Consider the following 22,640-nt stretch of genomic DNA (forward strand, 5'->3'; position numbering starts at 1 on the left):
ATATTTACTTTTATATAAATCACTTGATATATCTGGGAACACTATATCTGTAAATCATCACTTCTTCAGCAGTATGGTAGCCACTTTTGTGAGAATTCCCGGATATAACATTACCGAAGAAATCTACAACGGTTCGAGAACCCTGGTTTATCGAGCAGTTCGAGAAACTGACTCCTTAAGAGTAGCAATCAAACTGCTGAAAAATCCTTATCCAAATTTCAGCGAACTCTTGTCGTTTCGCAATCAGTATGTCATTGCGAAAAATCTCAACTCACCTCTAATTGTCCAAACTTATAGCCTAGAACCGTACCAAAATGGCTATGCTTTGGTCATGGAAGATTTTGGTGGAATTTCTCTCAGTGAGTGGAAAATAAGAGGAAATCTCCAATCTCTACAAGAATTTTTAGAAATAGCGATCGCTCTGTGCGACACCTTAGATTTACTTTACCAAGAGCGCATTATCCATAAAGATATCAAACCTAGCAATATATTAATTAATCCCGCAACCAAACAAGTTAAATTAATTGACTTTAGTATTGCATCTTTATTACCAAGAGAAACCCAAACCCTCGTAAATCCTAATGTGTTAGAAGGGACACTTGCTTATGTTTCCCCCGAACAAACAGGCAGAATGAATCGGGGGATTGACTATCGCACAGACTTCTACTCACTCGGTGTAACTTTCTACGAATTACTCACGGGAGAGTTACCTTTTGCCTCCAACGACCCAATGGAGTTGGTACATTCCCATATTGCAAAAATCGCACCATTAGTACACGAAATTAATTCAGACATTTCATCTGTACTATCAAAAATTGTCAGTAAATTGATGGCGAAGAATGCTGAAGAGAGATATCAGAATGCCTTAGGACTAAAATTTGATTTAGAAAATTGTCTGCATCAGTTACAAGTTTCGGGTAAGATTGAAAGTTTTGAAATTGCACAGCATGATGTGTGCGATCGCTTTATTATCCCCGATAAACTCTACGGACGGAAAAATGAAGTTCAGTCTTTACTCAAAGCCTTCGAGCGTGTTGCTAGCGGTAGTTCTGAACTGATGCTGGTGGCTGGTTTCTCTGGTATTGGCAAAACTGCGGTGGTGAATGAAGTCCACAAACCCATCACCCGACAGTGCGGCTATTTCATCAAAGGAAAGTACGATCAGTTCAATCGCAATATCCCGTTTTCAGCCTTTGTCCAAGCTTTTCGCAGTTTGATGGGACAAATCCTCAGCGCATCCGATATAGAACTAGCTTGCTGGAAGGAGCAAATCCTTGCTGCTGTTGGTGAAAACGGACAAGTTCTGATTGAAGTCATTCCTGAACTAGAATGCATTATTGGTTCCCAACCCCCGATAATCGAGTTGGTTGGTAGTGCATCTCAGAATCGGTTTAATCTGCTCTTTGGCAAATTTATTCAGGTATTTACGAAAAAAGAACATCCCTTAGTGATTTTCCTCGATGATTTGCAGTGGGCCGATTCTGCTTCTTTGAACCTTTTGAAATTGTTGATGAGCGAGTCAGAAGCAGGCTATCTACTCGTACTCGGAGCTTATCGGGATAATGAAGTTTTTTCAGCCCACCCGTTGATGCTAACCCTGAATGAGATTAGAAAACAAGGTGTCAATCTCAATACTCTGATGTTGGCTGCTTTGAACGAATTAGATATTACCAGTTTGGTTGCCGATACATTGCAGTGTTCAAATAATATCGCTGCGCCGCTTTCGCATTTAGTCTACCAAAAAACTCAAGGAAATCCATTTTTCACCATTCAGTTTTTGTACGGACTGCACGAGGAAGAATGTATTATTTTCAATCGTTCCTCCGGCTATTGGCAGTGTAAATTAACCCAGGTGACACAGTTAGCTCTGACGGATGATGTTGTAGAATTTACGATCCGACGATTGCAGAGGCTACCAGAAGCAACACAGCAAGTATTAAAGCTAGCGGCGTGCATTGGTAATCGATTTGATTTAGAAACATTAGCAGTAGTTTGTGAAGCTACTCAAGATAGTGTAGCAGCAGACTTGTGGCGATCGCTTCAAGATGGGTTAGTTATTCCAGAAAACTCAACCTACAAGTTTTTCCAAGGAAAGGGACATGATGTAGAAGCGGTTGATAACGTTACTGTTAATTATCTGTTTCTCCACGATCGAGTGCAGCAAGCCGCTTACTCTCTCATTCCTGAGACTTTGAGACAAGCAACCCATTTCCAAATTGGTAAACTTCTGCTTGCTAATGTTTCGCCAGAAGAACAAGGCAGCAAAATTTTTGCGATCGTCAATCACTTAAATGAGGGCTTTGTACTTCATCAAACCCAGGAAGAACGTTCAGAACTTTTACAGCTAAACTGTATTGCCGGGAGAAAGGCTAAAGAGTCTACTGCCTATGGAGTTGCTGTTAACTACTTTACGGTAGCTGAGAGCTTATTACCTCCAGATAGTTGGCAGCAATGTTATGAAAAGTCCTTAGATGTTTATTTCAATCTCGCAGAAGTTAAGTATTTGTCTGGGGATTTTCAATCTTCTCTAGCCATTATTGAAACGATCTCTAACTTTACAAGACAACAAATTGAAAGAGCTGAAGCCTTTAACCTAGCAATTTTGATGTTCACATTGCAAGGTCAATACCTCCAAGCACTTCACTATGGACAAAAGGCATTGTCTTGCTTGAATTTTGATTTATCAGAAATAGACTTACCAGAAAAACTTGAATCTTACCAACGTGAGATTCAATTGAAATTAGGCGATCGCACAATAGAGCAGCTCGTCGATGAACCAGAGGCCACCGATCCAGAAAAACGCCTGATTATCAAAATCTTGAATAATTTAATCGTACCCGTTTATGTTCTCCAAAAAGGAGAGCTATACTTTGTCGTCGCGTTATCGATGGTTTCAGTATCTCTCAATTTTGGCGTAATCGCTGAATCAGGAAACGGATTTTCCGCCTATGGAATGTATCTCGGATATCAGAGCAACTATCAATCTGGCTATGAATTTGGAGTACTTGCAGAAAGTTTAGCCAAACGATTTAAGCAAGCAGATAATCTATGCAAAGCTTGTTATATGCTGGGGAATAATTTGCTTTCCTGGGTGCATCCTTTGCGTTGCTCAGGGCCGATTTTCGATCGCGGATTAGTGGCTGGGCTACAGTCTGGGGAGATGGTTTTCTCAGGTAATCTTTTGATGTACAAGCTGCTCAATCCATTTTATGCAGGAGAAAATCTATTAGAAATTCAGCAAAATCTTCCTGAATATTTAGAATTTTGTGCCAAGAAACTTAACTATCAGCTTTCTGTGGATACGCTCTCTGGATTAAACATTGCGCTTGCTGAACTTACAGCTAGTCCTGCTCTTGATATCCCGACTGAACAGCAGCATCTTGAAGCATGTAGGATAAACAACAGTGATTATGCAATTTGCCACTATTTGCTCCTAAAAACTAAAATTCTCTGTTTTTACGGGCGCTATGAGGAGGCATTGGCATCGGCTCAGGGGGCTGAAGACCTCGTTGGTACAATTACTGGAAAATATCAGGTTGCAGCGATCAATTTTTATCAATCTATTGCGATCGCTGAATACTGCCGGAGTCATTGTCTAGGTTTAAACAATAGTTACATCCAAAAAGTTAAATCAAACCAAGCGCAACTGAGTCTATGGGCAGCTAGTTGTCCTGAAAACTTCGCTCATAAGTACGATCTCGTGAATGCAGTTTTAAGCGTTTTATCAGGACAAAAAACAGAAGCAATTGAACTGTTCGATCGCGCTATTTCTGGTGCTGAAGTCAATGGCTACCTCCAAGAAAAAGCCTTAGCAAACGAACTTGCAGCCAAATTCTGCCTCGAATGGGGCAAAGAAAAATTCGCCGCAGGCTATATACAAGAAGCTTACTATTGTTACGCCAAATGGGGTGCAAAAGCCAAAATTGCCGATCTGGAAAGACACTATCCGCAACTGCTAGCCCCTATCCTCCAGCAAATCCATACTCCCTTCTCCACTAGAGACACAATGTTCTCATTGGCAAATGTTACATCCATCAGTTCCAGCATTTCCGACAGTAGTAATGCATCTGTTGCTTTAGATTTAGCTGCCATTCTCAAAGCTTCTCATAGTATCTCAGGTGAAATCGAATTTGAAAAACTGCTTTCATCATTGCTTGAGATCGTCATTGAAAATGCTGGGGCTGATAAATGCGTGTTTATGCTGTTGCGAGAGGAGCGCTTGTTAATTAAAGGATCGATTACCACAGGTTCAAAGCCAGTTGTCTTGCAGCGTATTCCCATTGAAGATAGTCAGGACATTCCCCACAGACTGATTTACAAAGTCTTGCATGATAGGCAAACTGTTGTGCTAATGAATGCAACTGCCGATCCGACTTTAGCCAACGATCCTTATATCGTGCGTCAGCAGCCGAAAAGTATCTTGTGCAGCCCGATTTTGCATCAAGGCAAGTTGATGGGCATTTTGTATCTAGAAAATAACTTAGCAACGGGGGCATTTACAAGCGATCGCGTCGAACTTCTCAACTTACTTTGCGCTCAAGCTGCCATTTCCTTGGAAAATGCCCGACTTTACGAACGTTCCTTAGAATATACCCAACAATTAGAGCGCTCGTTTGCCGAATTGAGTGCGAGTAACTCTCGTTTTGAAAAACTTGTAGACAACGTGCCTGGGGTGGTTTTTCAATACCAGATGAGTGCTGATGGAATCCTATCGTTAAACTACATCAGTGCTGACTGTTACAATTTGTACGAAATTACGCCAGAGCAAGCTGCTGCCGATGCGAAGTTTTTTGACAAAATGGTACATCCTGATGATGTGGCTTCTTACCAGGAATCAAGTACTGACACCGTTCAAACTGTATCTCACTGGCGCTGGGAGGGGCGAATCGTCACTCCATCAGGAATCGTCAAGTGGATTCACGGCGAATCTAGAATTGAACGGCGTGTGGATGGAACGCTAGTTTGGGATGGATTGTTTTTGGATATTAGCGATCGCAAGCAAGCAGAACTGGCATTGCAACAAGCTCAATTACAAATTGTTCAAAGTGAGAAAATGTCTGCGTTGGGTAACTTAGTTGCTGGTGTCGCCCATGAAATGAATAATCCTCTCGGTTTTATTGCTGCCAGTCTCAAACAAGCTAAACCAACGTTTACTGATATTATCGAACACTTAAAACTCTATCAAGAAACTTTACCCGATAAGAGCGAACAAATCCTCGACCATGCCGAAGAAATTGACTTGGAATATACCTTAGAAGACTTGCCCAAAATGCTCGATTCGATGACAATGGCGTGCGACAGACTCAAAAATATTAGCACCAGTTTACGCACTTTCTCTCGTGCCGATCGCGATTACAAAGTGCCGTTTAATATCCACGAAGGTATCGATAGCACTATTCTCATTCTCAAGCATCGTCTCAAAGCAAATGAACTACGTCCCGCAATTGAAGTTGTCACTAACTACGGTAATCTACCTCAAGTTGAATGCTTCCCTGGGCAATTAAATCAGGTATTTATGAATATCTTAGCCAATGCCATTGATGCGTTAGATGAATCGAATACCGGGCGCAATCTTCAAGATATCAAAGCTAATCCCAACCAAATTACTATTACAAATTCAATCGAAAATAACTATGTAAAAATTGCCATTGCTGATAATGGCAAGGGAATGAGTGAAGAGATAAAACAAAAGATTTTTGACAATTTATTTACTACGAAATCCGTGGGGAAAGGTACGGGTTTGGGGTTGGCGATCGCCCGTCAAATTGTTGTGGAAAAACACGGGGGTTCAATACACTGTAACTCCTTGCCAGGAAAAGGTACAGAGTTTGCGATCACAATTCCAGTGCGGCAATAAACAGTACTGAGTAGACCAACTTTAGCTAAGAAGATTCTGTCACCCTACTTGCAGGCGATCGCGTAGCGTTCATGCAGAAAAGGCATTTTCTGAGACGCTTTACCTTAGCGGAAGCCTCTGGAAGAAAAGGCAGTTGGATAAATTAAGCTTTTAGCAATTTTTACGGAATATCAATTCACAAAAAATATGATACAGATGCAAATCATAAAACCTATGCTAATTTTCACTTTCTTAATTTTGAATTTTGAATTTTGAATTGGTATAAGTCCTGCCTAACTCAGGACTGGCTCTAAGTAAACTGAATCGGAGTTGAATATGTGTACTGAAAAAATCAATGAAGAGATATTGCTTTTACGTCAGCAAAATACCCAATTACTGCAACAGCTAGAAGCATTGCAAAACCTTTCTTCAACTACACTGTTAGCAGAACAACATCAAATTTGGGAATTAGTTACTAATGAAGTCCCACAGGATTTACAACTGATAGAATTACAGTCGAAATTGGCAGATAATTCTACCTTTGTAGAATCAGCAAATAAAATTAGCGGACGGCATCATCAAGCGGCGGCAACTGCTTTGGCTGAGAGTGAGGCTAAGTATCGCCAACTCGTGGAAAATATCAGCGACCTGATTTTTTCTATGTCAGTGGAAGGTCTTTTTACTTATGTCTCACCACAATATAAAAATGTTTTAGGATGGGAACCTTCAGACCTACTAGGTCAACCCTTTGCCCCCCTGCTTCATCCTGATGATTTCCCCCTAGCCCAGAGAAAAATCCAAGAAATGGTGGAAACCAAGGGGCAGCGAATCGCAATAGAATTTCGCCACCAAAAAAAGGATGGAAATTGGTGCTGGATGAGGTCAGTGGCTTCGCCAATTTTCGATTCAGATGGTGAAATTATTGGTCTTCATGGCGCTATTAGCGATATCAGCAGTCGCAAACAAGCTGAAGAATTAATCAAAGCCTCGCAAGCAGAATTGCTCGCTTTGTTCAACGCTATGCAGGATGTAATTCTTGTCTTGGATGCCGAAGGAAGATACTTAAAAATCGCTCCTAGTGGTGCGCCCTTACTCTACCAACCTCCTGCGGAACTGCTGGGCACAAAAATATATGAGGTTTTACCCTCTGCTTGTGCAGATTCTTTTCTCAACTCTATTCAACAAGCACTCTTAACTCAAAAAACTGTGAAGGTAGAATATAGCTTGCCTATAGGCGAGCAAGAGGTTTGGTTTGAGGCGAATATTGCCAGAATGACTGAAAACACCGTTGTTTGTGTCGCCAGGGATATCAGTGAACGCAAACAGATGGAAGACCAACTGCGACAACAAACGGAAAATTTAGCACAAACTCTTCAAGAACTCAGACAAACTCAAGCACAAATGATTCAAGCAGAAAAAATGTCTAGTTTGGGTCAACTTGTGGCTGGAGTTGCCCACGAAATCAACAACCCCGTTAATTTTATTCACGGTAATCTCACCTATATAGAGGAATATACTCAAGACCTGTTGCGAATAATTCACCATCAGCAGCAATCTGGTAATAAGTCGGAATTTCAGGCTTTGTGTGAGGAAATTGACCTAGAGTACATCCAAAAAGATTTACCAAGAATATTGAGTTCGATGAAAGTTGGTACTCAGCGCATCCGTCAGATTGTGCTGTCGTTACGAACCTTCTCACGCATAGATGAAGCCGAGTTTAAAGCAGTAGACATTCACGAAAGCATTGACAGTACTTTAATGGTATTGCAACATCGCTTGCAAGAAACAACAAAGCTTCCAGCCATTCAAGTCATCAAAGACTACGGCACATTACCTTTAGTGGAATGCTATGGTCGACAACTCAATCAGGTATTTATGAATATATTAGCGAATGCCATTGATGCTTTAGAAGAATGGACAATTGAGAATGCACAATTAAGAATAGACAATTTCACATCTGGGTTGTTAACTCCCACGATCGCCATTCGGACATCAGTGATAGATTCCAGTTGGGTAAGAATTGCGATCGCTGATAATGGAATAGGTATGTCAGAACAGATTCAACAACAAGTTTTTAATCCGTTTTTCACCACCAAGCCTGTGGGTAAGGGCACAGGTATGGGAATGTCTATCAGTTATCAAATCATTACAGAAACACATGGTGGCAAACTGGAATGTCATTCATCACCAGCAGCAGGAACGGAGTTTGTAATTACAATTCCAATTCAGCATTAAGGTTTTTTTTGCAACTGTAAGGTTATATCCCTTGTGGGGCGGTTGTACTCCTTTTCCATAAGGTTGACTGACTTGCCACCGCTTTCTATGACCACTAACTATTGACTAATAGCTAAACAATCAGTTTCTGCCCACCAGGCGTAGATAAGTGTGTCGCGGTCTGGTAAAGTACCCAAAGTATTAGGTTGCAACACATTAATCCTAATGCCATTTGTTAATTCCATAACATAATTAACGTGTGTGCCCAAATACATAACGTTAACAAGCCGTCCTTCAAAGCAGTTAACTGGCAAATTAGGTGGATAAAGCGAAAGCTGTATTTTTTCTGGACGCACACTCACTACTACAGCTTGTGATAATTCAGTTGGTGTATTCTCAGCGCGGCTAATAACAATTGATAGTCCCATTTTTGTGGAAATTTTAATATTAGAGGAGTCTACCGCGACGATTTCACCACTGAATAAATTAGTATCACCAATAAAATCAGCAACAAAAGATGTACAGGGACGTTCGTAAATTTGGCTGGGAGTGCCAACTTGTTCAATTTTGCCTTGATTCATCACGGCAATGCGATCGCTCAATGACAATGCTTCTTCTTGGTCGTGTGTCACCATCACAAAGGTTAACCCCAAGTCTTTGTGTAAATTTGATAACTCAACCTGCATTTCTTTACGTAGTTTGAAATCTAACGCCCCTAAAGGTTCATCCAGTAGTACCACGGTGGGACGGTTGACTAGGGCCCTTGCTAAAGCGACTCGCTGCTGTTGACCACCAGAAAGTTGATTGGGAAAGCGCGATCGCAAACTTTCCATTTTCACCAGTTTTAAAGCTTCTTGGACTCTAGCTTCAATTTTCGATTTGGGTATTTTTTTTAGCCGCAGTCCAAAAGCGATGTTATTCCAGACATTCAGGTGGTTAAATAAAGCGTAACTTTGAAATACAGTATTGACGGGTCGGCGGTAAGGGGGCACATTAGTCATGGACTGACCCTGAATAAACACCTTGCCAGCGTCAGCAATTTCAAACCCAGCAATTAAGCGCAGTGTTGTTGTTTTACCACAACCGGAGGGACCTAAAATACTAAAAAATTCTCCTTGTCTGACATCCAAATCAATGCCATTTACTGCTGGTTCTTGGTTAAAAAACTTGAAGACGTTACGCAGTTCAACATCAAGTGGCTGAAAAGTTGTTATCCCCCTCTGATTTTGCATGACGATTTGAGCCATAATCCTCAGTAGAATGCCGCGATCTTACGTTATTTTGTCAATTGCTCTAGTCTTTTGGGCAGACTATATTTGACACTTTGGTTTATTGTATCCGCCAAAAACAATTGTTCAAGAATATACTCGCCCGATTATTTCGCACTCAGTAATAAAATCAAGCCAATGGTAAACTTATATACTAAACTTCTAATTTAAATAATCTGTAATTAAGTTAACAAGTCTTAAAATTGCATCTTAGCAATTGCTAAAAGGCTGGCTAGAATTGCATTTATTCATTTTGAATTTTGAATTTTGAATTTTGAATTAATACTTATGTCCTTATTCCCATCACTTGGTAGTAAAAAAGATACACGTACAGTTGGACGTGGTTTCCAATCAATATTTTTAATCGTATTTACCCTATTAATGACCAGTGGGATTGAGGCTCGTTTGGCTTACTTGCAAATAGTTGATGGGCCAAAACTCCGAGAACGAGCTGAAGCAAACCGAATTCGGATGATTCCCAAACAACCAGAACGGGGCAATATTTTTGACCGGAATGGCAAACTTTTAGCTAGCACTCGCTATCCTAGCTCTGTATATTTGTGGCCGATGGCGCATACTAAGCCTTCCTGGTCTGTAGTCGGCCCGCGTCTAGCGCAAATTCTTAACATTTCCCAAGATGAGATGGAAAAGAAATTAGAACAAGCTGGTGCTAATTCTTCTTCACTCATTCGGGTTGCTCGCGATTTAAATGAAGCAGAAATTACGGCATTAAAGGAGTATAAAAATGAACTCCCAGAAGTGGAAATTAATACAGATTCTGTACGTTATTATCCCCACGGCAAGGAATTAGCGCACGTACTAGGTTATACACGAGAGTTGACCGCCGACCAGTTAAAAGGCAAGAAGGAGTTAGGCTATCGACTGGGAGATGTCATCGGTCAGATGGGTGTGGAAAAGGCTTATGAGAAAGCTCTACGGGGCGAATGGGGCGGTCAGCAAGTGGAAGTGGATGGTGCGGGTAGACCAATCCGGGTTATCGGGGAGAAACAGGCAAAAGCTGGTAATGATTTGCACCTAACCATAGATTTGGATGTGCAAAAGGCAGCCGAAAAAGCTTTGGGAAATCACCGAGGTGCGATCGCAGCACTCGATCCAAATAATGGTGCTGTTTTAGCGTTGGTATCTTACCCCACCTTTGACCCAAATATCTTTTCCAAACAAAAACTTTCTCAAAAAGATTGGGAAAGTGTCCAAGGTAAAGATCATCCCTTGGTCAATCGCGCTCTGAGCGCCTTTCCACCCGCCAGTACTTTTAAAGTTGTGACTACGACAGCTGGACTCGAATCAGGTGAATTTTCTCCTGACTCAATACTACAAACCTTTGGTTCTCTTACCGTGGGTGGGGTGACATTTGGTGAGTGGAATCACGCCGGATTCGGGCCATTAGGATTTCCCAGAGCGATCGCTATGAGTAGCGATACTTTCTTCTATCAAGTTGGCAGAAAAGTTGGCGGCCCAACTCTAATCAAATGGAGCCGTAAATACGGGTTTGGTCAAAGAACTGGTATTGAATTTCGTGATGAAGAATCAGTAGGCTTGGTTCCAGATGAAACATGGAAGCGGAAAGTTTTCAAAATGCCTTGGACTGTTGGCGACACCATTAATATGTCAATTGGTCAAGGCGCTTTGCAAGTCACACCTCTACAATCGGCGATTATGTTTTCTGTCCCTGCTAACGGTGGGTATCGAGTTCAACCGCATTTGCTTAAAGATAACGAAGAAGCAAAAAGTTGGCGAGAATCTTTAAATATGAAAGCGACAACTATCAAAGTTCTCCGCGACGGACTGCGAAAGGTGGTGAGTGAAGGCACTGGTAAGCGCTTAGACGTGCCGACAATTGCCCCAGCGTCTGGGAAGAGTGGCACAGCTGAAGCTGGTGTTGGTCGCCCAAATCATACATGGTTTGGTGCTTATGCGCCCAGTAATAAGCCAGAAATTGTGGTTGTGGCCTTTGGGGAAAATACTGGCGAACATGGTGGTACTATTTGCGGGCCGATGGTTTTACAAGTACTAGAAGCTTATTTTCAGCACAAATATCCAGGTAAGTATCAAAAACCTCAGCCTGACCCATCAGAAGCTAAAACTCAAAGTTCAGGACATAGCACTGGAGATTAGTTCTGCAAAGCAAAAGTTAAACAGATATACAGCGTCAGATTTTCTAGTCTATCCCATTAGTTTTGAAGGGCGAACAAGTTCGTAGTAACGACTTTAACTTTAGTCCTAGATTTTTAAGCACGCTTTGTGCTTACTACAAACTCATCAAAATTAATGCGATAGACCACTAGTGTGCAAAGTTCAAAATTTAAGAAGCTTTTGGTCGAGACAATAGAAGAGATGAGCTTATGGTATCAATTGAAAACAATTAATTACTGCCAATTAGTTTGCCCTTAAATACCTGTTAAAAATTTAGCAGAGTTATTTACAAATAATCTTAATTTTGCAATCCTCTTTTCCTTATGACTTACCTTAAACCATCTCCACTTGGCGGACAAAAAAATACACGTACTGTGGGACAAAGTTTCCAGCCGATATTTTTAATTATATTTACTCTATTGATGCTGACAGGAATCAGCATTCGCTTGGCATATTTGCAAATTACTGAAGGAGCAAGCCACCGAAAACGAGCCGAATCAAATCGAATTCGGATGATCCCCAAACAACCAGAACGAGGCAATATCTTTGACCGCAACGGCAAACTTTTAGCCAGTACTCGCTATCCTCGCTCTGTATATTTGTGGCCGATGGCACATACCAAGCCAGCGTGGTCATTAGTGGGAGCGCGTCTATCTCAAATTCTCGACGTTCCCCAAGAAGAGATGGAAAAGAAACTAGAAGAGGCAGGTGCTAACTCTTCTTCACTGATCCGAATTGCTCGTGACTTGAACGAAGCGCAAATCACAGCATTGAAAGAGTATCAAACTGAACTTAAAGACGTAGAAATTCATACAGAAGCCGTTCGTTATTACCCCCACGCCAAGGAATTAGCCCATGTATTAGGTTATACGCGAGAACTGACCGGCAATCAGTTAAAAGAAAAGAAGCAAGAAGGCTACAGATTGGGTGATGTAATTGGTCAAATGGGAGTTGAAAAAGCTTATGAGAAAACTCTGCGGGGCGAATGGGGCGGTCAGCAAGTAGAAGTGGATGGTGCAGGTCGCCCGCTCCGGGTTTTGGGAGAGAAACAGGCAAAACCTGGTAACGATTTGCATTTGACCATAGATTTAAATATGCAAAAGACAGCAGAAAAAGCTTTAGGCGATCGCGACGGTGCGATCGTTGCCCTTGACCCCAAGAACGGTGCCGTTTTAGCAATGGTATCTCACCCCACCTTTGACCCAAATATTTTCTCAAAGCAGAAACTCACCCAAAAAGATTGGGAATTTGTCCAAGGTGCCGATCATCCCTTGGTGAATCGCGCCCTCAGCGCCTTTCCACCCGCTAGCACCTTCAAAATTGTCACCACTACAGCCGGTCTAGAATCAGGTAAATTTTCTCCTAGCACAGTCCTGCAAACTTACGGTTCTTTGAGTTTTGGCGGCACCCGATTTGGCGAATGGAATCACGCCGGATTCGGGCCATTGGGTTTTGTCGGAGCATTACAGTGGAGTAGTGATACCTTCTTTTATCAAATTGGTCGCGGAGTCGGCGGCCCAACTTTAATTGAGTGGACTCGCAAGTATGGATTTGGTAAAAAAACTGGTTTTGAGTTTGTCAACGAAGAAGCAAAGGGTTTAGTGCCAGATGAAGTATGGAAGCAGAAAACTTGGAAGATACCTTGGACTGTAGGCGATAGCATTAATATGTCAATTGGTCAAGGTGCTTTACAAACGACACCTTTACAAGTCGCGATCATGTTTGCCGTGCCCGCTAATGGTGGCTATCGAGTCCAGCCGCATTTGCTTAAAGACAATGAACAAGCAAAAAGCTGGCGAGCATCTTTAAATATGAAGCCGACAACTATAAGTGTTCTCCGTCAGGGACTACGGAAAGTAGTAGCTGAAGGTACGGGTAAAGCTTTGAAGCAGCCAACAGTTCCCGCAGTGGCTGGTAAGAGTGGCACTGCTGAAGCGTGGAAAGGCCGTGTTAAGCAAAATCACGCTTGGTTTGGAGCGTATGCACCTGCTGAACAGCCAGAAGTTGCGATCGTAGCATTTGCTGAACATTCCGGTGGTGGTGGTGGTAGCATTGCTGCGCCGATGATCTTACAAATTATGGAGGAATATTTCCAGCGCAAGTATCCAGGTAAGTATCAGAAACCAGTGCCTGAAAATCCAGGAAATAGCAGACGAAATTAAACGTAGGGTATGGGGGCATGGGGCATGGGGCATTGGGCATTGGGCGTTAGGAGTGCTGAGTGCTGAGTTAGGAGTTAGGAGTTTTGTTTATCTCCTTGTCCCCCTGCTCCCTGCTCCCTGCTCCCCTGCTCCCCTGCCCCTCTGCTCCCCTGCTCCTTCATCTCCACGTCGCCAAACAAAAATCAGGTCAATTATGGTTGACGACTATATTCGAGCTGTAATGACTCAAAATCAAATTCCGGGGCTTTCTGTTGCAGTGGTGCAGGAAGGTGAACCTGTTTTAGTTAAGGGCTATGGACTGGCGAATGTTGAACACTCTGTTTCAGCTACTGAAAATACAGTTTATGAAATTGCGTCTGTCGGTAAAACTTTCACCGCTACAGCCGTAATGATGCTGGTGGAACAAGGGGTAATTTCGCTAGATGATGCGATCGCAGACTATCTCGATTATCTACCCCTAACGTGGCAAAATGTCACAATCGGGCATATTCTGTCTCATCAGTCTGGAATTCCTAGCTATACCGATGCCCCAAACTACTGGGAAATTACTCATCTTGATTTATCTAAGTCTGAAATTTTGGCTCTAGTTACTCACTTACCCCTCAAGTTCCAACCGGGTGAGTTTAGCGCCTATGACAACACAGGCTACTATCTACTGGGTTTGCTCCTAGAAAAAGTAACTGGACAATCTTATGGAGATTTGTTACAAGAGCGCATTTTTGCTTTTTTGGGAATGAATGCAACCGTGATGAATAATCCCAGTGACATAGTGCCGCACCGGGCTGCTGGTTATCGGTTGGTAAACAGCAAGCTTGTTAACAAACCTTATTACAGTCCCTCAGTTACCTATTCTGCTGGAGGTCAACTTTCCAGTGTGGAAGATATGGTGAAGTGGGAACAGGCGCTTTGTGGTGAAACTTTGCTAAAGCAATCAACCCTGAATTTGATGTGGACTCCTCATTTTCCCAATCAGGGTGATGATTGGGAAAAATTGAGATATGTTGCAGGTTTAGGTTGGTGGGTATTTAATTATGGCGATCGCCGAATAGTTGGTCATAATGGGTCAATTTTAGGATTTGCAAGTAACATTACCCGCCTTATTGATGACAAAATTACCGTAATTTTACTTTGCAATCTAGATAAAATTTCCCGACCAGATGCGATCGCAAAAAAAATTGCTGAATACTACTATCCAGCCCTTAAAGAAGTAATACTTCAGCCTCCATTATGAGAAGCAGAGGTAATAGTTACGAATTACGAATTACGAACTTGTACTGAGCGTAGCCGAAGTATTACGAATTATTTTCGCTCCTATTGTGATATCTTAGCTGGTTTCAAGTTTCTGGCTTTGTAAAACATTTCTAAACTATTGCGATCGCCTACAAAACGCCAGTGCCAAGGCTCATAACTTACACCTTGAGCATTATCTTTGGGAAATGACATTTCAAAGCCAAAACGCGCTGCATTTGCTTGTAGCCACCGATAAGCCTTGGTATTGTCAAAGTTAGTTTGAAGATTAGTTGCTGGTACCGATCCGTCTCCAACATCCACTGCATAACCTGTGTGATGTTCGCTATGACCAGGAGGAGCGCTGAGGGCGGCTCGTTCTGCTGGCGTTTGATTTCGCTGGGCACCGACAGCAAAAAACAACTGCTCTTGGTCTTTGACTGAGCGAAAGCCAGAAATTGGCACTACAATTACACCTGAACTCCGGGCTGCTGCTACCATCTCCTCAAATTTTTGGGCAGCAGTTTTTCGCATTCTAATGCCCCTATTTGCGGAGATGGTTACTAGTTCTGACTCAGGGGCTTCTGGGTATGGAAAATGCCCTAACACAGTATCGCTAGAATTATTAGATGCTGCGGTCGTCGCCGGAGCAGAAGTAGCTGGTAAAGATTGAGAATCGGCGGTTTTTTTGGGTGCAGTCACGAAAAACCACAAACCGCTAATTAAAGATAGCAGGACAAATCCTGTTACTCCCCCAATCAAAATAATTCGGGGTTGCAACCAAATTTTAGGTGCTGCAACAGGGGTATCGCGTACAGCCACTGGAATATCATCACCAAAGTCATTCGATGAGTTTTGCGGTTTTCCAGAAAACCCTGCCTTATTCAAGGGTAAACTCCTGTTTTTGTGGAATAGCCATAACAGATTTTGCACTGGACAAAAGTAGACGTAACAGGTAGCATTTTACATCTGTGGTTCTTAGGCGCAATCTTGACAAACCTTTTAGAACTATACGTCAAGCTGGGAGGATTAGTCCTGGTAGGTTTTATCCTGGGACGCAAACTACCTGTAACAGTTCCTACACGTTTAGGACTGTTTCTTTTTTGGGTGGGAGTACCCATAAGCATAGTATCGTTTTTGCGTCAATCTAGCTTATCAGGGCAAATTTGGATTGCACCTGCGATCGCTTACCTAGCTATTTTACTAGGAGCATTTTTTGCTTGGTTAGGGATAAAAGGCCAAGCCTATTTTAGAAAGACTGTTTCCCAACCATCAACTCAGGCTAGCTTGATATTAGCCGCAATGTTAGGTAATACTGGTTATCTTGGTTTTCCGATTACCTTGGCAATGGTAGGCAAGGAATACTTTGCTTGGGCGTTATTTTACGATTTACTAGGTACATTCCCAGGAACTTATGCTCTGGGTGTGTTGCTAGCAGCTAGTTTTGGAGGTAGCGTCCAGAATCATTGGCAGATTACTAGGGCGATTTTAATTAATCCTGCTCTGTGGGGTTTCGGATTTGGCTTACTGTTTCGGCAGGTGACAATTCCCACAGTTGCAGAATTCTGGTTAGAAAAATTTGCTTGGAGTAGTGTAGCTTTATCCCTGGTATTAATTGGAATGCGTCTGGCGTTGCTCAAATCTTGGCGTAGTTTACCACAAGCAGGGATGAGCTTAGGAATCAAAATGTTGCTAGTTCCTTTGATATTGGGTAGCATTTTACCCCTATTTGGATTAACTGGGGCGATCGCAAAAATAATCGTGCTACAAATGGCTATGCCTCCAGCTTTTGCCACACTGGTAATTGCTGAGACATTCAATCTCGATCGCGATCTGGCAGTTACTGCCTTAGCTGCTGGGGCTATAGTATTACTGGTTACTCTCCCATTTTGGCTGTGGCTGTTTTGATTTGGGATTTATACAGTGTGATACATATCAGTTAAAGTTCTACAGGATGCTGTCCATAATATGGCAAAGCCTCTGACCAATTAGGAAATTTGCCCTCTTGCCAATCGAGATTAGCTAATTCCAAAATACTTGTCACCGTCGCTGCTAACCCAGATTGGGCTTGAATCAGCTGATAATTAGTGTTCCAATTTGCTAAAGTTTCCTGCCAGGCTTCTGGTGTCAACACTCTATCTGACAAACACACTTTTAGTTTAGAAGTATCTGGCTGAAACTGATAAATAGCAGCAAAAATTTGACCTCGTTGTGCTGGCATTTCCACAGCAATAGTTTTTGGATTTTGACTTTTGCTTGCTTGTGACCAAGCTACCGCAGCCAAAGTTGAAATCGCAAATACAGGAATATCTAACTGTTGCCCTAAAGTCCGAGCAGTAACAACGCCAATCCGAGTTCCCGTAAAGCCACCAGGGCCTTTGGCAACTGCGATAAAAGACAAATCTGCCCAAGTTTGCGGTTTGATAAATTCAATTAAATATTGATGCACTAAGCTAGATAGATCGCGCCCCAGATTCCAAATTTGAAAGCGAGTTTCACCTGCAAAATTACTAATTGCCAAACCTAATTCGGGAGTGGTGGTGTGTAGTGCTAAAGCGTATTTATTTATTGCAAGGTTTTCTAGTTCCGTTGTCAAAGTTACTTAAAATATCTATTTTTATAGAGTTAACGTGATTTATTTAAGCATATAACATAGCGGTTCTTAATTGAAAAACTACTGAGTAATAATCAGTCAAACAGTCTTGTTACAAGGTTTGTGAGAGCCAATGCTGTTGACTTTCTAATAGCGATCGCGGCTAGGATGGGGGATTTAGATTACCGCCTTGCTGTCTCAATAGATAGTCCAAAACTCGGTCAATTCGCTCTAAGGCAGCACCTGTAGTCAGTTGAAACTCCTGAAACTGAGATTTTTGTTCCTCAAAATTGCGGTCAAGCTTTAGCATGAGTGCTTCTAATCGCTCAGTTCGTGCCTTTGTTTCCTCTATTTCACTGCCTGCCTTTGTAAATAGGCGTTGCGTGTGAGGGTCATGCTGTTTTCTCTTGGCTGACTTTTTTATCTTCTACGATCGCTTTCCTGACATCTCGTTTCTGTATCATGAATTCGCGATCGCTGATGGACAAAATCTCATTACAGCAGAAATCATGTATTTAACCATATATGTTGTAGGGGCGCAAAGTCTTGCGCCCCTACCGCGTGGTCTATTTAGCTGAAAATACCTGTAACATACACCAATCATTTTCTATCAAGTCGGCACTAATTCACCAGGACGCAATTTCGACCACTTACCTGTTTCCCGTTTAAAGCTCAGACAACCAACAACATCCCATTCCATTTCAATCACATCATCTTTTGTCCGAATGTTGACATTGATAGAAGGTTCATTCGGATCAAAATTTGGTGTTTCAGTCAAGTGAGGCTGTTGGTGCTGCCCTTCTACGGCATGATAGGTAACACAGCTGTCTACATAGTGGCAGTTCACGCAAATACACATAATAGAACCAACTCCAGGGGCCTTTATTGTTAATCTAACTTAAGCCCAACTGTTATTCATGAGTTGCTGGGTTGATTTTTATTACAATGCACGAATCAATTCCTTCTACCCTCGCTCCCGAAAATTGGCCTTTTAGCTTGGAATTCTTGCCACAACCCGCTTACATGGTAGGTGGTGCTGTCCGAGATGCGATCCTGGGCAGAACTCGTGAATATCTGGATCTAGATTTTGTTATACCATTTAAGGCGGTAAAGGTAGCCAGAGCGATCGCTCATCATTACAAAGCTGGTTTTGTGTTACTCGATGCCGAACGACAAATTGCGCGTGTGGTTTTTCCCCACGCTACAGCTGACTTTGCCCAACAGGAAGGAGATAGTTTAGAAGTTGATTTGCACAGACGGGACTTTACGGTAAATGCGATCGCTTATAATCCTCATACGCAAAAAATTATCGATCCTCTGCAAGGTTATCTAGACTTAGAACAGGGCATTTTGCGAATGGTATCACCTGCGAACCTAAAAGATGACCCTTTGCGGTTAATGCGGGGTTATCGCCAAGCCGCCCAACTAGGTTTTACTATTGAGCCAGCTACCCAAGCCGCAATTCGTTCTTTGGCATCACATCTTAGCAAAGTTGCAGCCGAAAGAGTTAGGGTAGAAATTGGCTATTTACTGGCTAATTCTCAAGGTACTCCTTGGATTACAATGGCTTGGGAAGATGGTTTACTTGCCCCTTTCTTCAAAAATGCCACCCGTGAAAGCTTGCTCAAACTAGCAGCAGTTGACACAGCTGCCGCCTTACTCACAGAAAATTGGCAACAACTAGGCGTACAACTGCAACAATATGTCCGCGATAGTATTAAAACTACTTGGCTAGGTATTGCCAAACTTGCTTGTCTCGTCAACCCAGATCCAGAATTAGCAGAAATAGAACTACAGGAACTAACTTATAGTCGTGCCGAAATCCGAGGTGTAACTACTGCTTTGAAACTGTTACCGCAATTTCAAGTAGTTGATATGTCGTTGCGAGAACAATACTTTTTGTTTCATGATGCAGATATTGTGTTCCCGACTACGGTAGTGCTAGCTGTAGCAATTAATAATTTGCTAGAGGCAATATCTGGCGACAAGCCACTACAGACAGCAGTGGAAACTAAAGCAATGAGCTACCAAATCTTAGCACCTTTGATCGACCGCTACCTTAACCCTAATGATGCGATCGCTCATCCCACTCCCCTAGTAAGCGGGAAGGAGTTGATTACAACATTAGATATTCCAGCTTCGCCAATTATCGGTCAACTGCTAACTGAAATTGGCGTAGCACAAGCTGAGGGGAAACTTTCAACTCCAACAGAGGCGATCGCTTATGCACGTCAGTTACTTGATGGTTAAATATACTTAATTAATTTGAGGCTCAAAGGTTGACTCAATCAAAGTTTCAAAATCTTGCTTCGATTATTGTTTTCCAAGAGTGACAAAACAGGGTTAAAATACCGATCTTTAGAGCTAATTTGTAAACTCAAGTAAAGAACTTGTTTAATAAAGGTTTCAGTAATTTCAGTCAATACAGCACTTATTCGCTGAAACTCAGACCTAGCAAGGATTTGAGTACTCTTCAGATTCTCTTCACGAATCAGCTCTTACGATCAATCCTTGCAATTACATACATCAATTATGCTAATATTTGCTTGATGTTATAACTGCTTTACGATGTTATTTCCTAATTAGCACTGATGGACAACTGAATGAACTTATATTAAGCTATTGATTTTTATGCTTTAGTTGGTTATTGGTACATTCAATTAAACACTTGCTATAAACAAAGACTTTCAGGTTTTCCTGATGGGTGAAGTTTTGATGAATAGCTTTTCTTGGACAGGACTAACTGCTTATGAATGAACAGCGTTTAATTTTGGTTGTAGAACAGAGTTTACATGATTTAGAGCTACTTAATTCTCATCTAGGAATATTAAATTTTTCATGTATTTGTACCAAACAAGGGGTGAGGGCTGTGATGTTGGCACAAACTCATCAACCAGATTTAATTCTGCTAGATATGAAGCTATCTAATTTGAGTGCGAACCGAGTCATTGACAATCTCAAAGATGACTCAAAAACTGCTACCATTCCAATCATTGCAGTCACACCTATAACAACAGTACAAAACGAGCGCTTCACAATGCTCACAGCATTTGATGATTGCATTACTAAACCTTATGATTTTAATCAATTAGAAGTGGTAATCAGTCGCCACATCAGTCAGCTAAATTCCTAATATTTATCTTGGGAATAGGTTCGGGATTACGAAGTTCGGGTAATTCTTTGAGAATTACAACAATCCCAGTACGACCTGTTATTAAATTTGTATTTGTCATCAGGTAAAGGACAGGTTGACCAATAATTTCTTCAATCAAATTTTTTAAATCTGGTTTAATTATTTTTTCTAAATATAATCGTACTTGTTCAGCTAAAGTATCATAACCTCCTTTCAGTAAAGTTTGTTCAGCTTGAGTAACCGAGTTTTCTATAGAAATTACGATTTCAGTATCAAAAAAATGACAAATGATTTGGCTAGGAGACTTTCCTAATCTTTCATTATATAATTTTATGATTTGCTTTGATATTTCTGTTTCTAATTGTGCGATAGTCGGTTGTATCATTAGTACCTACTATGTAATATTTATCGTTTTAATCGAAAAATTAATTAAATTATCCAACATTATAGATGATTATGGAATAACTCAGAAAAATAATCACCATTTTATATAAAGTTACTGTATCAATGTGATGTATTTAGTATGTATTTATTTAAGAATATTGCCATATTTAATGAAGTAAAATTTGTTAACTTACGATTTGTGCAGTGTTAGGTTAATAACTGGATTTGAGCGTCATTCGATTGAGCTAATCAGCTTATTTTGTGTTATGTAAGCTTAGGTGTAGCCCACCGTGCCTGTATCTCATAACCCAGTACTTAATTAGCGATGTTTATCCAAATGGTCATCAATGACAGAGGCATATAATATTACATCGGAATGTAATGTATATCACAAGACTCTCTATACCTTCCGGTGCAGCTAGTAAGCAGATAAATTTAGGTTCTATTAAAGAGTATATTAGCTACTAAGATAATTTGTGAAAAACTAATACAACATATTCGGCATTAATTTTTAGAAGCTCATCACATTCTTTACGGGCAAAGCAACTGTGATTGTGTAATTTCATAGCGCTTAGTAATTCCTGGTAAATACCAAACTGGCTCAACTGCGGCTTTGGTAATAACCAAATTACCACCTGGTTTCATAATCTTGCCATCTACCTGCAAACAACCTTTATCTAACTGCATATTGCAGTTCTAGTATATTGATGTCGCCAAAGAAAGCTGCTAGCTACCTAAGTCAGTTTTTATTTTTATGACTCTAAATATCTAGTATGGTATTAGTCATATTGTTGAACACAATAAATCACACATAAATTTCATAATTAGCAATTAATCAAGATTAATTTAAAGATGACTTTAAAAATGATTTAATCGATGTATTTTGTGAGAAAGTTAATACAAAGGTATATTCACTGATCTCAAATTCATGGATTCTTTATTTATCAATTCCTTACTTGAAGAGTTGAAAAACCCGGATGCCACAGTGCGCGACAAGGCAACCAGAAAAATCTGGCGGATCTGGTTTCAGCAAAAGGGAATCTATGGGCTGGAAATAATTGACCGCAGTCAAAAGTTACTGGATGCAGGTGAAATTGCTGAAGCTGAAATAGCGCTGACAGCATTAATTAAAGACCAGCCAGATTTTGCCGAAGCTTGGAATCGTCGAGCTTTCCTCTATTACAGTATTGGCGATTATCAAAAATCTCTGGCTGATTGTCAGATGGTTGTACAGATAAATCCAATACATTTTGGGGCGCTTCATGGTATGGGCTTATGCTATGCAGCAATAGGAGAGTATAGTCAAGCTATCCGAGCTTTTCAACGTGCTTTAGAAATTCAGCCCTATTCCCTAGTGAATCAAAAGTTGATTCTAGAATGTACATTTAGATTCAGCTACAACGGCAGATAGGAGAGAGCATCATACTGTCTTACGAATCTGTTATCATCCTCATCAACAACAATTCATCGCCTTACTCGCCATAGTTTTATTCAATACGCTTCTAGCTGAATTAATAGCAGCGTTATTGCTGCTTGTACTAACAGTAATCAACTGTCAACTAACAATTCTCGGTTGAATAAAGTTAACTTAAGTACAAACTAGATAGCACAAGCAAAACATGGTGGATTTTACTAAACGATGTCTAGGACGGGCTGCGCCTTTGCCACT

At 41.2% G+C, this 22,640-nt stretch carries 17 protein-coding genes; 10 read left to right on the forward strand and 7 right to left on the reverse strand.

The genetic code is table 11. The annotated features are described in order from the left end of the window. The first annotated feature begins 73 nt into the window (after positions 1 to 73). Together RMZ42_RS17710 and RMZ42_RS17715 are read left to right on the forward strand one after the other, a co-directional pair. Entirely contained in the window at positions 74 to 5,857 is a 5,784-nt protein-coding gene (locus tag RMZ42_RS17710; protein WP_322672615.1) for an AAA family ATPase, read from the forward strand. Positions 5,858 to 6,172: 315 nt separating this feature from the next. Beyond that, the gene (locus tag RMZ42_RS17715; protein ID WP_322672616.1) at positions 6,173 to 8,071 is read left to right on the forward strand and encodes a PAS domain S-box protein; all 1,899 of its coding nucleotides are present in this window, start codon (positions 6,173 to 6,175) and stop codon (positions 8,069 to 8,071) included. Positions 8,072 to 8,169: 98 nt separating this feature from the next. Here the strand turns inward: RMZ42_RS17715 and RMZ42_RS17720 are convergent, their stop codons facing one another. Further along, the gene (locus tag RMZ42_RS17720) at positions 8,170 to 9,297 is read right to left on the reverse strand and encodes an ABC transporter ATP-binding protein (RefSeq protein WP_322672617.1); all 1,128 of its coding nucleotides are present in this window, start codon (positions 9,295 to 9,297) and stop codon (positions 8,170 to 8,172) included. 309 nt (positions 9,298 to 9,606) lie between these two features. Between RMZ42_RS17720 and mrdA (RMZ42_RS17725) the strand changes: the two genes are divergently transcribed. The 3 genes from mrdA (RMZ42_RS17725) (at position 9,607) to RMZ42_RS17735 (ending at position 14,865) form a co-directional block, all read left to right on the forward strand. Further along, positions 9,607 to 11,454: a penicillin-binding protein 2 gene (gene mrdA / locus RMZ42_RS17725; RefSeq protein WP_322672618.1), complete on the forward strand. Its 1,848-nt coding sequence runs from the start codon at positions 9,607 to 9,609 to the stop codon at positions 11,452 to 11,454. A 341-nt stretch (positions 11,455 to 11,795) separates the two neighbouring features. Then, positions 11,796 to 13,634, forward strand: coding sequence for a penicillin-binding protein 2 (gene mrdA, locus RMZ42_RS17730; protein WP_322672619.1), 1,839 nt, complete (start codon positions 11,796 to 11,798; stop codon positions 13,632 to 13,634). Between the two features lie 193 nt (positions 13,635 to 13,827). Further along, positions 13,828 to 14,865: a serine hydrolase domain-containing protein gene (locus tag RMZ42_RS17735; RefSeq protein WP_322672620.1), complete on the forward strand. Its 1,038-nt coding sequence runs from the start codon at positions 13,828 to 13,830 to the stop codon at positions 14,863 to 14,865. 80 nt (positions 14,866 to 14,945) lie between these two features. Here RMZ42_RS17735 and RMZ42_RS17740 read toward each other — a convergent pair whose 3' ends face one another. Continuing rightward, positions 14,946 to 15,749, reverse strand: coding sequence for a M15 family metallopeptidase (locus RMZ42_RS17740; protein WP_322672621.1), 804 nt, complete (start codon positions 15,747 to 15,749; stop codon positions 14,946 to 14,948). 102 nt (positions 15,750 to 15,851) lie between these two features. Here RMZ42_RS17740 and RMZ42_RS17745 point away from each other — a divergent pair, with 102 nt between their 5' ends. Further along, the gene (locus RMZ42_RS17745; RefSeq protein WP_322672674.1) at positions 15,852 to 16,769 is read left to right on the forward strand and encodes an AEC family transporter; all 918 of its coding nucleotides are present in this window, start codon (positions 15,852 to 15,854) and stop codon (positions 16,767 to 16,769) included. A gap of 31 nt (positions 16,770 to 16,800) precedes the next feature. Here the strand turns inward: RMZ42_RS17745 and tsaB are convergent, their stop codons facing one another. Further along, a complete protein-coding gene (tsaB, locus tag RMZ42_RS17750) occupies positions 16,801 to 17,457 on the reverse strand; it encodes a tRNA (adenosine(37)-N6)-threonylcarbamoyltransferase complex dimerization subunit type 1 TsaB (RefSeq protein ID WP_322672622.1) in 657 nt (218 codons plus the stop codon). Between the two features lie 160 nt (positions 17,458 to 17,617). Beyond that, positions 17,618 to 17,764, reverse strand: a complete 147-nt coding sequence (locus tag RMZ42_RS17755; protein ID WP_322672623.1) for a hypothetical protein — start codon at positions 17,762 to 17,764, stop codon at positions 17,618 to 17,620. 97 nt (positions 17,765 to 17,861) lie between these two features. Here RMZ42_RS17755 and RMZ42_RS17760 point away from each other — a divergent pair, with 97 nt between their 5' ends. Continuing rightward, positions 17,862 to 18,032, forward strand: a complete 171-nt coding sequence (locus RMZ42_RS17760; protein WP_322672624.1) for a hypothetical protein — start codon at positions 17,862 to 17,864, stop codon at positions 18,030 to 18,032. A gap of 32 nt (positions 18,033 to 18,064) precedes the next feature. On the opposite strand, the gene RMZ42_RS17765 is transcribed toward RMZ42_RS17760, so the two are convergent. After that, complete coding sequence (locus RMZ42_RS17765) at positions 18,065 to 18,313, reverse strand: Ycf34 family protein (protein ID WP_118167283.1); 249 nt, start codon at positions 18,311 to 18,313, stop codon at positions 18,065 to 18,067. Positions 18,314 to 18,399: 86 nt separating this feature from the next. Between RMZ42_RS17765 and RMZ42_RS17770 the strand changes: the two genes are divergently transcribed. Continuing rightward, entirely contained in the window at positions 18,400 to 19,704 is a 1,305-nt protein-coding gene (locus RMZ42_RS17770; RefSeq protein ID WP_322672625.1) for a CCA tRNA nucleotidyltransferase, read from the forward strand. Positions 19,705 to 20,203: 499 nt separating this feature from the next. Then, positions 20,204 to 20,587, forward strand: a complete 384-nt coding sequence (locus RMZ42_RS17775; protein ID WP_322672626.1) for a response regulator — start codon at positions 20,204 to 20,206, stop codon at positions 20,585 to 20,587. On the opposite strand, the gene RMZ42_RS17780 is transcribed toward RMZ42_RS17775, so the two are convergent. Together RMZ42_RS17780 and RMZ42_RS17785 are read right to left on the reverse strand one after the other, a co-directional pair. Next, on the reverse strand, positions 20,568 to 20,972 hold the full coding sequence (locus RMZ42_RS17780) for a DUF2294 domain-containing protein (protein ID WP_322672627.1): 405 nt from the start codon (positions 20,970 to 20,972) through the stop codon (positions 20,568 to 20,570). The genes RMZ42_RS17775 and RMZ42_RS17780 overlap by 20 nt on opposite strands. 530 nt (positions 20,973 to 21,502) lie before the next feature. After that, positions 21,503 to 21,658: a hypothetical protein gene (locus RMZ42_RS17785; RefSeq protein ID WP_409882213.1), complete on the reverse strand. Its 156-nt coding sequence runs from the start codon at positions 21,656 to 21,658 to the stop codon at positions 21,503 to 21,505. A 241-nt stretch (positions 21,659 to 21,899) separates the two neighbouring features. Between RMZ42_RS17785 and RMZ42_RS17790 the strand changes: the two genes are divergently transcribed. Next, positions 21,900 to 22,382: a tetratricopeptide repeat protein gene (locus RMZ42_RS17790; protein WP_322672628.1), complete on the forward strand. Its 483-nt coding sequence runs from the start codon at positions 21,900 to 21,902 to the stop codon at positions 22,380 to 22,382. Positions 22,383 to 22,640: the final 258 nt, after the last annotated feature.

This window comes from Nostoc sp. DedQUE05, assembly GCF_034530955.1.
Taxonomy (GTDB): domain Bacteria; phylum Cyanobacteriota; class Cyanobacteriia; order Cyanobacteriales; family Nostocaceae; genus Nostoc.

Bases quoted from the DNA above. Each gene is read 5' to 3' on its own strand.
- RMZ42_RS17710 (WP_322672615.1), top strand. From the start codon at position 74: ATGGTAGCCACTTTTGTGAGAATTCCCGGATATAACATTACCGAAGAA.
- RMZ42_RS17715 (WP_322672616.1), top strand. From the start codon at position 6,173: ATGTGTACTGAAAAAATCAATGAAGAGATATTGCTTTTACGTCAGCAA.
- RMZ42_RS17720 (WP_322672617.1), bottom strand. From the start codon at position 9,297: ATGGCTCAAATCGTCATGCAAAATCAGAGGGGGATAACAACTTTTCAG.
- mrdA (WP_322672618.1), top strand. From the start codon at position 9,607: ATGTCCTTATTCCCATCACTTGGTAGTAAAAAAGATACACGTACAGTT.
- mrdA (WP_322672619.1), top strand. From the start codon at position 11,796: ATGACTTACCTTAAACCATCTCCACTTGGCGGACAAAAAAATACACGT.
- RMZ42_RS17735 (WP_322672620.1), top strand. From the start codon at position 13,828: ATGGTTGACGACTATATTCGAGCTGTAATGACTCAAAATCAAATTCCG.
- RMZ42_RS17755 (WP_322672623.1), bottom strand. From the start codon at position 17,764: ATGCTAAAGCTTGACCGCAATTTTGAGGAACAAAAATCTCAGTTTCAG.
- RMZ42_RS17765 (WP_118167283.1), bottom strand. From the start codon at position 18,313: ATGTGTATTTGCGTGAACTGCCACTATGTAGACAGCTGTGTTACCTAT.
- RMZ42_RS17770 (WP_322672625.1), top strand. From the start codon at position 18,400: ATGCACGAATCAATTCCTTCTACCCTCGCTCCCGAAAATTGGCCTTTT.
- RMZ42_RS17775 (WP_322672626.1), top strand. From the start codon at position 20,204: ATGAATGAACAGCGTTTAATTTTGGTTGTAGAACAGAGTTTACATGAT.
- RMZ42_RS17780 (WP_322672627.1), bottom strand. From the start codon at position 20,972: ATGATACAACCGACTATCGCACAATTAGAAACAGAAATATCAAAGCAA.
- RMZ42_RS17785 (WP_409882213.1), bottom strand. From the start codon at position 21,658: ATGCAGTTAGATAAAGGTTGTTTGCAGGTAGATGGCAAGATTATGAAA.
- RMZ42_RS17790 (WP_322672628.1), top strand. From the start codon at position 21,900: ATGGATTCTTTATTTATCAATTCCTTACTTGAAGAGTTGAAAAACCCG.